This window comes from Olleya sp. Hel_I_94 (genome assembly GCF_007827365.1).
GTDB lineage: Bacteria > Bacteroidota > Bacteroidia > Flavobacteriales > Flavobacteriaceae > Olleya.
This window is the reverse complement of the sequence record NZ_VISI01000001.1, coordinates 93,405-107,166: the sequence shown is the minus strand read 5'-3', so window position 1 is coordinate 107,166 and position 13,762 is coordinate 93,405. Positions and strand designations below refer to the sequence as shown.

Sequence of the window (13,762 nt, the reverse complement as noted above, 5' to 3'; positions counted from 1 at the left end):
ATTTTATTAACGTTTTGAAAGATTTTCGCTGTTAAATTATGTATTTTAGCGATTGTTAAAAAGTTTTAAAGTCACCCAATATATGAAAACAATAGGTTTTATTCCTTTACGTAAAGGGTCAAAAGGTATTCCTGGTAAAAATAAACGTAAAATGGTTGGAAGACCATTGTACACTTGGGTTTTAGGTGAAGCATTACACTCTAATTTAGATGCGGTTTATGTGTATACAGACGACCAATCCATATTAGATTTTATTACAAAAGAATACCATTATACAGATAAAATCAAAGGGCTTTTAAGAAGTGACAGTAGCGCAACAGATACTGCTTCCACAGAAAGTGCTATGTTGGAATTTGCAGAAACAATAGACTACGATTTTGATGTATTTTGCTTACTACAAGCGACGTCACCTTTTACTACAGCACAAGACATTAATAATTGTTTGACCGCTTTGGATAACGGGAAAGATTCCGCATTAACTGTTGTTAATACCCATCGTTTTTTATGGAATGCAGATGGTACAGCTATAAACTACAATCCTAGCAAGCGTCCTAGACGTCAAGATTTTGAAGGCTTGTTAATCGAGAATGGAGCAGTTTATACTTGTAATAAACAGGTGTTACAAGATCATAAAAATAGACTAGGAAATAACATAGGTATTGTTAAAATGCCAGAAGATAGTTTACACGAAATTGATACGGAATCCGATTGGATTACAGTAGAAAACCTTTTAATAGCACGTCAACAACAATTAAAAAAAGCTGAGAAAATCACACATTTAGTCTTAGATGTTGATGGAGTTTTTACGGACGGAACCATAACTTATACCAAGGATGGCGAACATACCAAAAGCTTTGACATGCGTGATGGCATGGGATTAGAGATTTTAAGACAATTTGGCGTTGAGGTTATGATTATGACAAGTGAGCAATCCGAGTTGGTTGCAAAACGCATGCAGAAGCTTCAAATTAAGCAAGTGTTTTTAGGTGTAAAAGATAAATACACGTTACTTCAAACCTTATCAAGACAACAAGGCTTTTCGTTAAATAATGTGGCTTATGTAGGTGATGATGTCAACGATATGTCTAATATTTGTAGCGTTGGTTGGTCATTAGCACCACAAAATGCCATGACCGAAATTAAAACCATAGCAGACGTTGTATTATCAAAACCATCTGGAGCAGGAGCCATCAGAGAAGCTTGTCAGTTTATTAAAAATTATAATAAAAGATATTAAGTAAATACATGAATACCTACAAAAAACCTTACATCATAGCAGAGATTGGATGTAATCATAAAGGCGATATGCAAATTGCTAAAGAGTTAATCCAAATGGCTAAAATATTTTGTAATGTAGATGCTGTCAAGTTTCAGAAGCGTCATAATATTGAGCTGCTAACGGAAGAACAATATAATAGTCCACACCCAAATCCTTCCAACTCGTATGGTGACACTTATGGTGCACATAGAGAGTATTTAGAGTTTGATGTAGCTCAACATCAAGAACTTAAAGATTTTTGCGAATCTATTGGTATTGATTATTCAACCTCTGTTTGGGATTTAACATCAGCAAAAGAGATTGCTTCATTACAGCCAAAGTTTATCAAAATACCTTCGGCTTGTAATAATAATGTTATCATGTTAGCATGGTTATGTGAAAATTACAAAGGCGAACTTCATATTTCTACAGGAATGACCACTAAAGATGAAATTGAAGATTTAGTAAAATTGTTTACTAAACACAATAGAGCCAAAGATTTAGTATTATACAACTGTACCTCTGGCTATCCTGTACCCTTTGAAGATGTTTGTTTATTAGATATTAATCTATTGATTGAAAACTACGGTAATCAAGTCAAGGATATTGGTTTTTCTGGACACCATTTAGGTATTGCAGTAGATGTTGCAGCTTACACCTTAGGTGCACCAATTATTGAGCGTCATTATACCTTAGATCGTACTTGGAAAGGAACGGATCATGCTGCGTCATTGGAGCCTATGGGATTACGTAAATTATCAAGAGATTTAAATGCAGTGCATAAAGCATTAACATTTAAAAGCCAAGACATTTTACCTATAGAGCAAGTGCAACGTGATAAATTAAAAAATCAAAAAGGATAATCTGATTTTATTATAATGAAAAAAAAAGTATTTGTCTTTTTTCCTGATGGTGTTGGTTTACGCAACTTTGCCTTCACAGATTTTAAATCTATTGGAGAACAGCATGGTTTTAATATCACGTATTGGAATAATACTGTTTTTTCGTTAAAAGATCATTTGGGTTTTAATGAAGTTAAGATAGATAACCATCAAATCCATCCATTAACACCAATTTATTCTCGTGCTAGAAAGCGAGCCGAATTGAATGTGTCTCAGGATAAATTTAATGATGACGTGTATCCTACTTATAAGTTTCCTTTTAATTATAAAGGTGTAAAAAACACGCTTAAAAGTTTATATACCAAGTTACTTATAGGGTTATATTCTTCTGAAAAAGGTGTTGAAAAAATCAGACAAAAAATAAATACATTAGAGCGTCAAAATCCTAAATACGCCTATTGTAAAGCACAATTACAACAACATAAACCCGATTTAATATTTTGCACAACACAACGTGCCACACAATCTATAAGTGCGTTATTAGCTGCTAAAGATTTAGGCATTCCTACGGTTGCTTTTGTTTACTCATGGGATAATGTACCCAAAGCGATGCAAGTGGTGGAGACTGATTATTATTGTGTTTGGAGTGACCACATGAAGCGTGAAGTGTTACAATACTATCCTTTTGTAAAAGCAGAACAAGTGTTTGTAACAGGGACGCCACAGTTTGAACCACATTATGATACTAGCTTAAAACAAAGTCGAGCAGACTTTTTTAAGCAATACAATTTAGACGTAAATAAAAAATATATATGTTATTCTGGTGATGACGAAACGACGTCACCTTTAGATCAATATTATTTAGAAGATTTAGTAAATACAGTCAGGCGTTTAAATGCTAAAGGCGAAAATTTAGGTATTATTTACAGGAAGTGTCCCGTGGATTTTACAACCAGATACGATGCTGTAATCCAAGCTAATAAAGATGTTATCGAGGTTTTGGATCCCGTTTGGAAGCCAATAGGAGACCAATGGAACCAGGTATTACCAGCAAAGGAAGACTTTAAAATGTTGTATAATGTTTGCGAACATTCAGAGTTTGTAACAAACGTTTGTTCATCCACAGTTTTTGATTTTGTTGCGCATAATAAAGCTTGCATTTATTATAATTATGAGCAACCGCAACTTAAAAAAGGGATTAGAGATATATGTCAAAACTATAACTACGTGCATTTTAGAAGTATGCCAAGTGATAAAGCAGCAGTGTTTTGTACCGATAAAAACGATTTGGAGCATTTAGTAAAACAAATATTAGATGGTCAATTATCAAATGTGGCAGAAGGAAAAAGATGGTACGAGATTATCGTTGGTACCACACCCACTAAAGCCTCAGAAAATATTTGGAAGGCAATTGACGTAATACTTAATTAAGTTTGATACATAAATAAAAAGGAATTACAAATCTTTGATAGATCAGTCTAAACATAATTTACAATTATCAATTCATGCACATCGCTTTTTTAACATCAGAGTATCCACATCCTAAAGTGTCTCACGCTGCAGGAATAGCCACTAGTATAAAAAATCTAGCAGTTGCTTTAGTTGATAAAGGTGAGCAAGTTACTGTTTTTGTGTATCATCAAAATGAAGACACTATCATAGATGACCAAGGTGTTACGATTCATTTAATTAAGAAAAAAAAGTACAAAGTCTTTACTTGGTATTTTTACAGAAAACAGCTTCAGTATTATATTAATAAAGTAGTTAAGTATGAAGCTATAGATTTAATTGAAGCACCAGATTGGACTGGTATTACAGCTTTTATGAAATTTAATATTCCGTTGGTAATTAGACTACATGGAAGTGATGCTTACTTTTGTAAATTAGATAAACGCAAACAAAAGTTTAAAAATTTTCTCTTTGAGAAAATGGGTTTATTAAAAGCATCAGCTTATATTGCTCCAACAACATTTGCAGGAGAAGAGACTGCTAAGATTTTTGGTTTAAACCGAAAAAAAATTAAAACTATTCATTATGGTTTACAATTAAGTCACTTTGAGAATCAAACACCAAAAGTTTACGAAGACAAAACCATTTTATGTATTGGTACAATTATTAGGAAAAAAGGTGTTTTAGAGCTAGCTGAAATTTTTAATACAATATTAAAAACAGAACCTAGCGCTAAATTAAAATTAATAGGAGGTGATGCTCCAGACATAAAAACAGGACACAAGTCCACTTTTGCCTTAATGCAGTCTATATTTACAGATCAAGCAAAACAAAATGTAGAGTATTTAGGTAAAATACCTTACAGTGATGTTAAAGCACATATTAAAAAAGCCCATGTTTGTACTTTTCCTAGTTTTGCTGAAACTTTAGGTATGGTTACTATAGAGAGTATGGCTTTACAAAAACCGGTGGTAAATACTAGCATTGGTTGGGCACAAGAGCTGATTCATGATGGTGTGAATGGATTTTTAGTGCATCCTTCGGATATTGAAACTTACAGTAAAACCATATTAAGATTATTTAAAGATCCTGAGTTATCGGCAACAATAGGTCGTGCTGCTAGAAAAAAAACTGAATTATCTTTCGATATTAATTGTATTGCAGATAAAAATATTACCTTTTATAACGATGTAATTTTAAAAAGAGTTTAAGATATTAATGGCATTGATTATAGTTCATAACAAGAATAAAGTAATTTCAATTTTAGATGATAACTTTAAGCCTATATCTAATTTTGAGTTGGGTAAATCTATGCCTAAAACTTTGCAATTAATTGCATTGCAATTTGATAATCAATTAGTAGTATGGTGTCATCAAATTCTTTTAAATTATTTGAATAGTGAGGCTTTAAATGATATATTTCATCATAATCGTGTTTTAGCAAGTTTTAACCCGACAGAGACAGATTATTTTCCTAAGCAATTAGGTTATATAGAGCGTTCTTTTGTGTTAAAAATTAATAAAACTGTAACCTTTCCAACTTGGCTGATGAGTAGTCATGTAGGAGGAATCAATACAGCAGTGTTAATTTTATTAAACAAACAATTAAATTTTAATCAAAACGCTGATTATTTTTTAACATCTTTAGCTAAATTGACTACTTCAGAAGGTCTATTTTGTTATTCAGAACCTAGATTGCTAAAACCTGGTTCTAAATCATTGGACATAATAAAGCAGGCTTCAACGTTTACTCTGTTTAAGTTTGTTAAGCAACATTACAAATGGGTTTGGGTATTTTTTTTAAGTTTTGGATTATTGATTTTTGAAAAAAAAATAACGCTATTACCATTAATCAGAAGCCTATTTGTAAAAAAACTCAGCACAACATTTAATTTAGAAGCAATACCAATTCAGTCCACCAAAACTGTAATTACTAAACACGAGATTGATGTTATCATCCCTACCATTGGTAGAAAACAATATTTATACGATGTTTTAAAAGATTTAGCTGCCCAAACGCTAATGCCTAAAAATGTGATTATTGTAGAGCAAAATCCTTTAGAGGGATCTGTGTCAGAATTAAATTATTTAAACAATCAAGAGTGGCCTTTTACAATTAAACACACCTTTACGCATCAATCAGGTGTTTGTAATGCACGTAACTTAGCCTTATCTCAAGTAGACAGTGAATGGACCTTTTTAGGAGATGATGATAATAGGTTTGACTCCAAATTAATTGAGTCTTTATTTAACCATATTGGCCAATATGGTGTCCAAGTAGGTATAACAGTTTATTTGCAAGCCAATGAGGTGCAAACCTATTTAAAAACAGCACAGACTAGTATTTTTGGGGCAGGAAATAGTATTATAAAATCAAGCCTAATCCAAAAGGTGAAATTTAATTTAAACTACGAGTTTAACTATGGAGAAGATACCGATTTTGGAATGCAGTTGCGAAATTTAGGAGAAGATGTGGTGTACTTTGCAGACATAAAAATAGACCATCTTAAAGCACCAATTGGTGGTTATCGTACTAAAGTTACACATCCATGGTCAGATGATAAAATTGCACCAAAACCATCACCAACCATACAGTTGTTGTATCAAACTTATTTTACACCAAAACAATTATTAGGTTATAAACTATTATTAGGTTTACGCAGCTATAAAAATAGTGATATTAAAAACCCATGGACCTATATTACCTATTATAAAAAACAATGGAAACGTAGTCAATTTTGGTGTGCTAAATTACCAAATGTTTAAGATGAATGTAAGTAAATCTATAAAAAGAATTTTATTAAGATATAACACTATAAAAAAACATCCTTTAACTAAAGATGCCTCTTTAGTTGCATTAATGCGTTATTTTTCATTTAATATCACACAATTTATATTTAAAAAACCAAGAATGTATAATTGGATAAATGGTTTAAAGTTTTATGCAGAAAAAGGCGATGCTGGTTTAGTTGGAAATATCTATTATAAATTAATGGATTATGAAGATTCTATGTTTTTGATAGATAGCCTTAAAAAAGATGAATTATTTGTAGACGTAGGAGCAAATTTAGGGCACTTTAGTTTATTAGCAAGCGGAATTTGTAAAGCAAAATCTATAGCTATAGAGCCAATAAAAACGACAATGGATAAACTGAATAGAAATATTAAATTAAATAATTTAACCTCATACATAACTTTATTAAATATAGGTATTGGAGATAAAAGTGAGACGCTTAGTTTTACAACTAATAACACAGTAATGAATAGTGTGTCGCTAGAAGAAAATAGTAATACTGTTAAAGTGGAAGTAAAAACTTTAGATCAAATACTTAAAAATGAAAATCCAGTTTTTATAAAAATTGATGTTGAAGGTTATGAGTATAAGGTGTTAAAAGGAGCACATTATACATTGTCTAACCCTAGTTTAAAGTATTTGTTAGTTGAGTTTAATAACTCGGGTTCTAAATTTAATTTTGAGGATCAAGCAGTTTTTGATTTAATAACGAAACATAACTTTATACCTGCCCTTTATGAACCCAAAAGTAAGCAAATAACAAAGATTAAAACGTTTAATAGGCATAAATTTAATACACTTTTTATTAAAAACGATATAAACCCAAATGCTTAAACTATTCACAAATACTAATTTTTTAACCGAAGCGTATCGACGTCAAGTCTTTCCGTTGTTATTTGATTTGGTATTTAAGCAAAACCAAAGACTACTTGAAAAGTACAGTATTGTTTCTAATATTGAAGACGCAAATATTGTCGTTTTACCATTAGATTATGCAATATTTTTAAAACAAAGGTCCCCCTTTTTAGATCTTTTAAAAGCTGCTAAAACAGCAAAGCTTCCTATATGGATTTATACTGCTGGAGACTATGGGTTTACTAATTATATACCTAATAGTTATACCTTTAGGTTAGGTGGTTTTGATAGTAAAATGGATACAAATACTTATGTTTTACCGTCTTTTATAAACGATCCGTATGCTTCCGTTTTGACTCAAGGTTTTTCTGTTTTAAAAAAAACAAATAAGCCAAGTATTGGTTTTGTTGGTCATGCACAATCTGGCGTTTTAAAATATTTAAAAGACTATACCAATCATTTAAAATATCAAGTTAAAAGAAAGTGTAACAAAATACTAGCAGATAAACAGTGGTTTTACCCATCAAGTGTAAAGCGTGCCAACTATTTAAAACGACTAGCTGTAAATGAAGATTTAGAAACCAATTTTATACTTAGAACTAAATATAGAGCAGGCTCGCAAACTATTGAAACACAACAAGAGACTACTCAGCAATTTTATAATAATCTATTTAACAATGCCTATACTTTTTGTATAAGAGGTGTTGGGAATTTTTCGGTTAGATTTTACGAAACTTTGGCTGTAGGACGCATTCCTATTTTGTTAAATACAGATTGTAGGTTACCATTGAGTAATCGCATAGATTGGACTAAACATTGTTTAATTTTGGATGCATCAAGTCACATTAAAATAGCAGATCAAATTTTAGAATTTCATAAAGGGTTATCAGCATCTGAATTTGAGAATATCCAACATTCTAATCGTAACTTATGGCTTAATACGTTGCAACGCGACGCTTATTTTTTAAAGATTTATAATCAGTTTAAAACTAAATAGGAATTCATGAATTTGTCTTTTTCATTAGTCATTTGTACCTATATGCGACCAAAAGCTATCCTTACGCTTTTAAAGTCCGTAGCCTTGCAGACCTTGTATCCTAATGAAATTCTTGTAATAGATGGCTCTACCAATTCTGGAACTGAATCAGTTTTAAGTGAAAACACATTCCATAGTCTTAGTTATTTTAAAGTTGATGAGGCTAATAGAGGATTAACCAAGCAACGTAATTTTGGAATTAGTAAAGTCGATAAATCTATTGACATTGTTTGCTTTTTGGATGATGATGTTGTTTTAGAAAGTGATTATTTTCAGCAATTAATTACTACATATCAAACCCATCCAAAAGCCCTAGCTGTTGGAGGTTACATCACAAACGAAGTCAATTGGGAAGTCTCAGACAAAACTAATAACGCTTCAAAATTCTATTTTGATAATTGGATGCGTCAAGAGCCTTCAAGATTTAAAATTAGAACTATTTTTGGTTTGCAACCTGATATAAATCCTGGTTTTTTACCAACTTTTGCTCATGGACGTTCTGTTAGTTTTTTACCTCCTTCAGGTAAAATTTATGAAGTCGAACAACTCATGGGTGGCGTGTCTAGTTATAAAAAAGAAGTCTTTAAGCGTTTATCATTTTCAACTTATTTTGAAGGTTATGGCTTGTATGAAGATGCCGATTTTTCAATAAGACTAGCTAAATTAGGACCATTATATATTAATACTAATGCTAAACTGGCTCATTATCATGATGGTTCTGGACGACCAAACCAGTATAAATATGGTAAAATGGTAGTTAGAAACAGTTGGTATGTGTGGCGCGTCAAATATCCAAATCCTACTTTAAAAGCTAGCTTTAAATTTCATGCTACCGAGTTATTATTGATCACCATTAGAGCGACAAATATAATTACTTCCAAAGAAAAATTAAAAGTATTAACCGAAACGTTAGGTCGTAACATTGGTTGGATTTCGCTTATATTTAACAAACCCAAAATTCAATAATGCGATTTTTAATCATCACTCATGTTTTCCATAAGCCCAAAAATCAGCAATGGTTTGCTTACGCACCTTATGTGCGTGAAATGAATTTGTGGTTAAACTATGTAGATGAGGTTGAAATTGTAGCTCCTATAACAGATATACCAATTTCTGAAATCGATATTGCTTATCAGCATAGTAATATTAAATTTACGCCAATACCATCCATCGCTTTTATCAATTTTAGTAGTGGTTTAAAGTCTTTATTGGCTATCCCATTTATTTTATATAGGTTATTTCAGGCTTGTAGACGTGCAGATCATATTCATTTAAGATGTCCAGGAAACATTGGATTGTTAGGGTGTTTGGTTCAGCTATTTTTTCCGAATAAATTAAAAACTGCCAAATATGCAGGTAATTGGGATCCAAATGCACAACAACCCTTAAGTTACAAACTTCAAAAAAAAATACTTTCAAATACCACTTTGACTAAAAACATGACTGCTTTAGTTTATGGAGAATGGAAAAATCAAACTAAAAATATCAAGTCATTCTTTACAGCAACCTTTAAAAATGAAGACCGAGAAGCGATTCCTTTAAGAGATTATTCTGCTGACTTACATTTTATTTTTGTTGGTAGTTTGGTTGAAGGTAAACGTCCATTATTGGCCATACAAATCGTTGAAAAATTAATTAAAAAAGGGATTGCAAGTCACTTAGCATTATATGGAGATGGCGTTTTAAAAAACGAATTACAGCAATACATAGATCAAAATAACTTAGGGAAGTATATCGTTTTAAACGGAAATCAAACCGGTGAAACCATAAAAGCAGCATTAAAACAATCACATTTTTCAATATTAGCGTCAAAGTCCGAAGGTTGGCCAAAAGCCTTAGCCGAAGCTATGTTTTATGGCGTTATACCCATTGCAACGTCAATATCTTGTGTCCCTAATATGCTAGATTATGGAAAAAGAGGCCTCTTGATAACACCTGATTTAGCGTCTGCAGTTAATAACATTGAAAGCTGTTTGTTAGATAAAGCCTTTTTACGCGAACAATCTATAAAGGCGTCAGACTGGTCACAACAGTACACTTTAGATGTGTTTGAGACTGAAATTAAACGTTTAATAAACTCTAACTAATGAAAGTACTACAATTAATTGATAGCTTAGAAGCAGGAGGAGCAGAGCGCGTTGCTGTTAATTACGCAAACGGTTTACTAGATATTGTTGATGCAAGTTATTTGTGTGCTACCAGAGCAGAGGGACTTTTGAAAGGCGAATTAAATAAAGACGTTGGCTATTTATTTTTAAATAAAAAAACAACCTTAGATAGTAAAGCTATTAAGCTTTTATACCAATTTATTAAGGACGAAAAAATACAAATTGTTCATGCACATGGTTCGTCTTTTTTTTTAGCAACTATAATTAAGTTGTTACAGCCCAAATTAAAATTGGTTTGGCATGATCATTATGGTAAAAGCGAATTTTTAAAGCAACGACCAAAGCAGGTTTTAAAATTTTGTTCGCGTTTTTTTAACCACATATTTAGTGTAAATTCTAAATTAGAAGCTTGGGCAAAAACGACACTTAAAGTGAAATCGGTTAGTTATTTACCTAATTATGCAGTAAAAAATAATAATCCGCTAACTACAAAATTAAAAGGAGTAGAAGGTAAGCGTATTGTTTGCTTAGCAAATTTAAGACCACAAAAAGATCATTTAAATTTATTGAAAGCTTTTAAAGCGGTTTTAATAACTGAACCAATGTGGACTTTGCATTTAGTAGGTCAAGATTTTAAAGATGCATATTCTAAATCTATTTTTGACTTTATTAATTTAAATAAATTAGAAACGTCGGTCTTTATTTATGGTAGTTGTGCAGATACTTCTGCTATTTTACAGCAAAGTACAATAGGTGTTTTGTCTTCAAAATCTGAAGGCTTACCTTTGGCATTGTTAGAGTATGGATTAGCAGGACTACCTGTTATTTGTACAAATGTAGGGGATTGTAGTTTGGTAGTAAAAAGTAAAATCACGGGATTAATAGTGCCATCAGAAGATACTATCTCTTTAAGTCAAGCTATAATATTATATATTGAAGACTTAAGGCTTAGGTACGCTTGTTCGATAAACTTAAAAGATGTAGTCAAAACTAATTTTTCAGAATGTTCCCAGCTAGATTCAATTTTAAAAATGTATTCACGATTATAATCTAAATGCAAAATAACTATCTAAAAATATTAGGCTTACATATAATAATTGGGATTTTAATCTACTATTCAAGAATTTTAGGAAATCTTTATTTTTATAGCATAGTTTTGTATTTATTTTATAGAATAATAAGTGCTAAACCAAATTTAAAGTCTTTTGAAGTTGTAAGGGCTTGTGCTTATATTATTGGAGCAGAGGTAATCCTTCGTATGACTAATAGCGGACCTTTTTATGAGGCAAGTAAATATATTGTTATAATATTTTCAATTACAGGGTTGTTTTATAGTGGCTTTAATAAAAAAGCTTCACCTTACTTACTTTATATATTATTATTAATTCCAAGTATTTATCTGTCGTTATATTTGTTAGATATTAGTGGTAATGTGAGAAAAGCCATAGCTTTTAATTTAAGTGGTCCGGTTTGTTTAGGTGTTTCAGCTTTATTATGTTATGACTTGTCCATTACTAAAAAACAACTTGAGTCTATAGTTAACTTTATTGTTTATCCATTAATAAGCACTTTGGTCTTTGTTATTATGTATAATCCAAATGTCGCAGCAGTATCTTCAGGAACAGGTTCTAATTTTGATACCTCGGGAGGTTTTGGTCCTAATCAAATGTCTACAGTGTTAGGGTTAGGTTTTTTTTTAATGACAGTTCGTTTTTTTTATTTTAGTAAAACAAAATTAGTAAAGTATTTAGACCTGTTTTTAATATTAATATTCGCTTTTAGGGCAATTGTAACTTTTAGTAGAGGAGGTGTATATACAGCCATATTGATGATTTTGTTTTTTATTTTTTTTCAATATAAATCCATGGATGAAAAAAATAAAAAAAGAATGATAACTTCTATTTTTTTATTTTTAAGTATTGCAATTTTGACATGGATTATTTCGACTGATCAAACTAATGGCATGATTGAAAAACGATATTCTAATCAAAATGCTATGGGTCATGAAAAAAGTGATGTAACAACCGGTCGCGGTGACTTATTTTTAGCTGAATTTGAAGAATTTATTGCTAATCCTTTTTTAGGTGTAGGCGTAGGACGAGTAAAAGATTTGCGTTTTCAGAGAACTGGTATACATGCAGCGTCACATAATGAGATAGGTCGTATTATTTCAGAGCATGGCTTATTGGGTGTTTTAGCGCTAAGTATACTATTGTTAGTGCCTTTGTTTTATAGATTAAAAAACAGGAATAATGTTTTATTTTTTTCTTGCTATTTGTTTTGGTTACTTACAATAAATCATTCTGCGATGCGAATTGCTGCACCAGCCTTTATTTACGCATTAAGTTTATTACATATTATAAATGACAAACCTAGTATACATAGGCAACAAATTAATTAGTTCAGGTAAAACAGCTACAACCATTGATACTTTAGGTACAAATCTTGAAGCATCTGGTTTTAAAATAACTTATGCCTCTAGTTATAAAAATATCTTTTTGAGATTAATCCATATGCTATGGACCGTTTTTAAACACAGACAATCCACCGACTATGTATTAATCGATACATACAGTACGCTAAATTTTTATTACGCCTATGCTGTAAGTAAGTTATGTAAAATATTAGGCTTAAAATACATTCCTATTTTACACGGAGGGAATTTACCTATTCGGCTTATTAAAAACCCTAAATTAAGTGCTACTATCTTTAAAAATGCATATGTTAATATTGCACCTTCAAATTATATTAAAGCATCTTTTAAAGAAAAAGGTTATATAAATGTAGAAGTGATACCAAATAGTATTGACATTATAAATTATCCTTTTTTAGTTAGAGAAATAGATACCATAGATCTACTTTGGGTACGTTCTTTTTCAAATTTGTACAATCCAAAATTAGCAATCAATGTCTTATCTGAATTAAAGAAAAAAGGTTACAATTGTTCGTTGTGCATGGTTGGTCCAGACAATGATGGTAGTTTACAAGAAGTTAAAAAATATGCCAGCAATCTAGGTTTAGAGGTATCCTTTACAGGGAAATTGACTAAAGAAGAATGGATTGCTTTATCTAAAAATTACAATGTATTTATTAATACCACTAATTTTGATAATACACCTGTAAGCGTTATCGAAGCTATGGCTTTAGGGTTGCCTATAGTGTCAACACATGTAGGTGGTTTACCTTTTTTAATTGATAATACTATAGATGGACAATTAGTGCCTGCAAATGATGTAAAGGCATTTGTTAAAGCCGTATTATATTATAAGAACAATCCAAAATGGACACAATCTGTAATTACTTCTGCCAGGAATAAATCAGAACAATTTAATTGGAATACCGTTAAACAAAAATGGATTAGCACTTTAAAGTAAAAAACTTGGTTTAAAACATTTACTTGTTATCTTTGAAATAATTCTA

Annotated in this window: 12 protein-coding genes; all 12 read left to right on the top strand. The window is 31.1% G+C overall.

Going from position 1 to position 13,762, the window contains the following annotated elements:
* The first annotated feature begins 82 nt into the window (after window positions 1–82).
* The 12 genes from JM82_RS00510 to JM82_RS00455 all read left to right on the top strand — a co-directional run bounded on the left by JM82_RS00510 (window position 83) and on the right by JM82_RS00455 (window position 13,716).
* Window positions 83–1,237 (top strand): acylneuraminate cytidylyltransferase, encoded by a 1,155-nt coding sequence (locus JM82_RS00510; RefSeq protein ID WP_145000188.1) that lies wholly within the window; start codon window positions 83–85, stop codon window positions 1,235–1,237.
* An 8-nt stretch (window positions 1,238–1,245) separates the two neighbouring features.
* Window positions 1,246–2,121, top strand: a complete 876-nt coding sequence (locus JM82_RS00505; protein ID WP_145000185.1) for an N-acetylneuraminate synthase family protein — start codon at window positions 1,246–1,248, stop codon at window positions 2,119–2,121.
* Between the two features lie 15 nt (window positions 2,122–2,136).
* On the top strand, window positions 2,137–3,531 hold the full coding sequence (locus JM82_RS00500; RefSeq protein ID WP_145000182.1) for a UDP-glycosyltransferase: 1,395 nt from the start codon (window positions 2,137–2,139) through the stop codon (window positions 3,529–3,531).
* A gap of 74 nt (window positions 3,532–3,605) precedes the next feature.
* The gene (locus JM82_RS00495) at window positions 3,606–4,760 is read left to right on the top strand and encodes a glycosyltransferase family 4 protein (protein WP_145000180.1); all 1,155 of its coding nucleotides are present in this window, start codon (window positions 3,606–3,608) and stop codon (window positions 4,758–4,760) included.
* A gap of 7 nt (window positions 4,761–4,767) precedes the next feature.
* Window positions 4,768–6,315, top strand: a complete 1,548-nt coding sequence (locus JM82_RS00490; RefSeq protein ID WP_145000177.1) for a glycosyltransferase family 2 protein — start codon at window positions 4,768–4,770, stop codon at window positions 6,313–6,315.
* 1 nt (window position 6,316) lies between these two features.
* Window positions 6,317–7,177 carry an FkbM family methyltransferase gene (locus JM82_RS00485; RefSeq protein WP_186439162.1) on the top strand — a complete coding sequence of 287 codons (861 nt, stop codon included), beginning with the start codon at window positions 6,317–6,319 and terminating at the stop codon, window positions 7,175–7,177.
* A complete protein-coding gene (locus JM82_RS00480) occupies window positions 7,170–8,195 on the top strand; it encodes an exostosin family protein (protein ID WP_145000172.1) in 1,026 nt (341 codons plus the stop codon). Before JM82_RS00485 ends, JM82_RS00480 begins: the two co-directional genes overlap by 8 nt.
* A gap of 6 nt (window positions 8,196–8,201) precedes the next feature.
* Window positions 8,202–9,200: a glycosyltransferase family 2 protein gene (locus tag JM82_RS00475; protein ID WP_145000170.1), complete on the top strand. Its 999-nt coding sequence runs from the start codon at window positions 8,202–8,204 to the stop codon at window positions 9,198–9,200.
* A complete protein-coding gene (locus JM82_RS00470) occupies window positions 9,200–10,321 on the top strand; it encodes a glycosyltransferase (RefSeq protein WP_145000168.1) in 1,122 nt (373 codons plus the stop codon). The genes JM82_RS00475 and JM82_RS00470 overlap by 1 nt, the downstream gene beginning before the upstream one ends.
* Window positions 10,321–11,391, top strand: a complete 1,071-nt coding sequence (locus tag JM82_RS00465; RefSeq protein WP_145000165.1) for a glycosyltransferase — start codon at window positions 10,321–10,323, stop codon at window positions 11,389–11,391. The genes JM82_RS00470 and JM82_RS00465 overlap by 1 nt, the downstream gene beginning before the upstream one ends.
* A 5-nt stretch (window positions 11,392–11,396) precedes the next feature.
* Window positions 11,397–12,743, top strand: a complete 1,347-nt coding sequence (locus JM82_RS00460; protein ID WP_145000163.1) for an O-antigen ligase family protein — start codon at window positions 11,397–11,399, stop codon at window positions 12,741–12,743.
* Window positions 12,706–13,716: a glycosyltransferase family 4 protein gene (locus tag JM82_RS00455; protein WP_145000160.1), complete on the top strand. Its 1,011-nt coding sequence runs from the start codon at window positions 12,706–12,708 to the stop codon at window positions 13,714–13,716. The genes JM82_RS00460 and JM82_RS00455 overlap by 38 nt, the downstream gene beginning before the upstream one ends.
* Window positions 13,717–13,762 lie beyond the last annotated feature (46 nt).

Bases quoted from the DNA above. Each gene is read 5' to 3' on its own strand.
- JM82_RS00495 (WP_145000180.1), top strand. From the start codon at position 3,606: ATGCACATCGCTTTTTTAACATCAGAGTATCCACATCCTAAAGTGTCT.
- JM82_RS00500 (WP_145000182.1), top strand. From the start codon at position 2,137: ATGAAAAAAAAAGTATTTGTCTTTTTTCCTGATGGTGTTGGTTTACGC.
- JM82_RS00460 (WP_145000163.1), top strand. From the start codon at position 11,397: ATGCAAAATAACTATCTAAAAATATTAGGCTTACATATAATAATTGGG.
- JM82_RS00480 (WP_145000172.1), top strand. From the start codon at position 7,170: ATGCTTAAACTATTCACAAATACTAATTTTTTAACCGAAGCGTATCGA.
- JM82_RS00485 (WP_186439162.1), top strand. From the start codon at position 6,317: ATGAATGTAAGTAAATCTATAAAAAGAATTTTATTAAGATATAACACT.
- JM82_RS00465 (WP_145000165.1), top strand. From the start codon at position 10,321: ATGAAAGTACTACAATTAATTGATAGCTTAGAAGCAGGAGGAGCAGAG.
- JM82_RS00470 (WP_145000168.1), top strand. From the start codon at position 9,200: ATGCGATTTTTAATCATCACTCATGTTTTCCATAAGCCCAAAAATCAG.
- JM82_RS00505 (WP_145000185.1), top strand. From the start codon at position 1,246: ATGAATACCTACAAAAAACCTTACATCATAGCAGAGATTGGATGTAAT.
- JM82_RS00490 (WP_145000177.1), top strand. From the start codon at position 4,768: ATGGCATTGATTATAGTTCATAACAAGAATAAAGTAATTTCAATTTTA.
- JM82_RS00475 (WP_145000170.1), top strand. From the start codon at position 8,202: ATGAATTTGTCTTTTTCATTAGTCATTTGTACCTATATGCGACCAAAA.
- JM82_RS00510 (WP_145000188.1), top strand. From the start codon at position 83: ATGAAAACAATAGGTTTTATTCCTTTACGTAAAGGGTCAAAAGGTATT.
- JM82_RS00455 (WP_145000160.1), top strand. From the start codon at position 12,706: ATGACAAACCTAGTATACATAGGCAACAAATTAATTAGTTCAGGTAAA.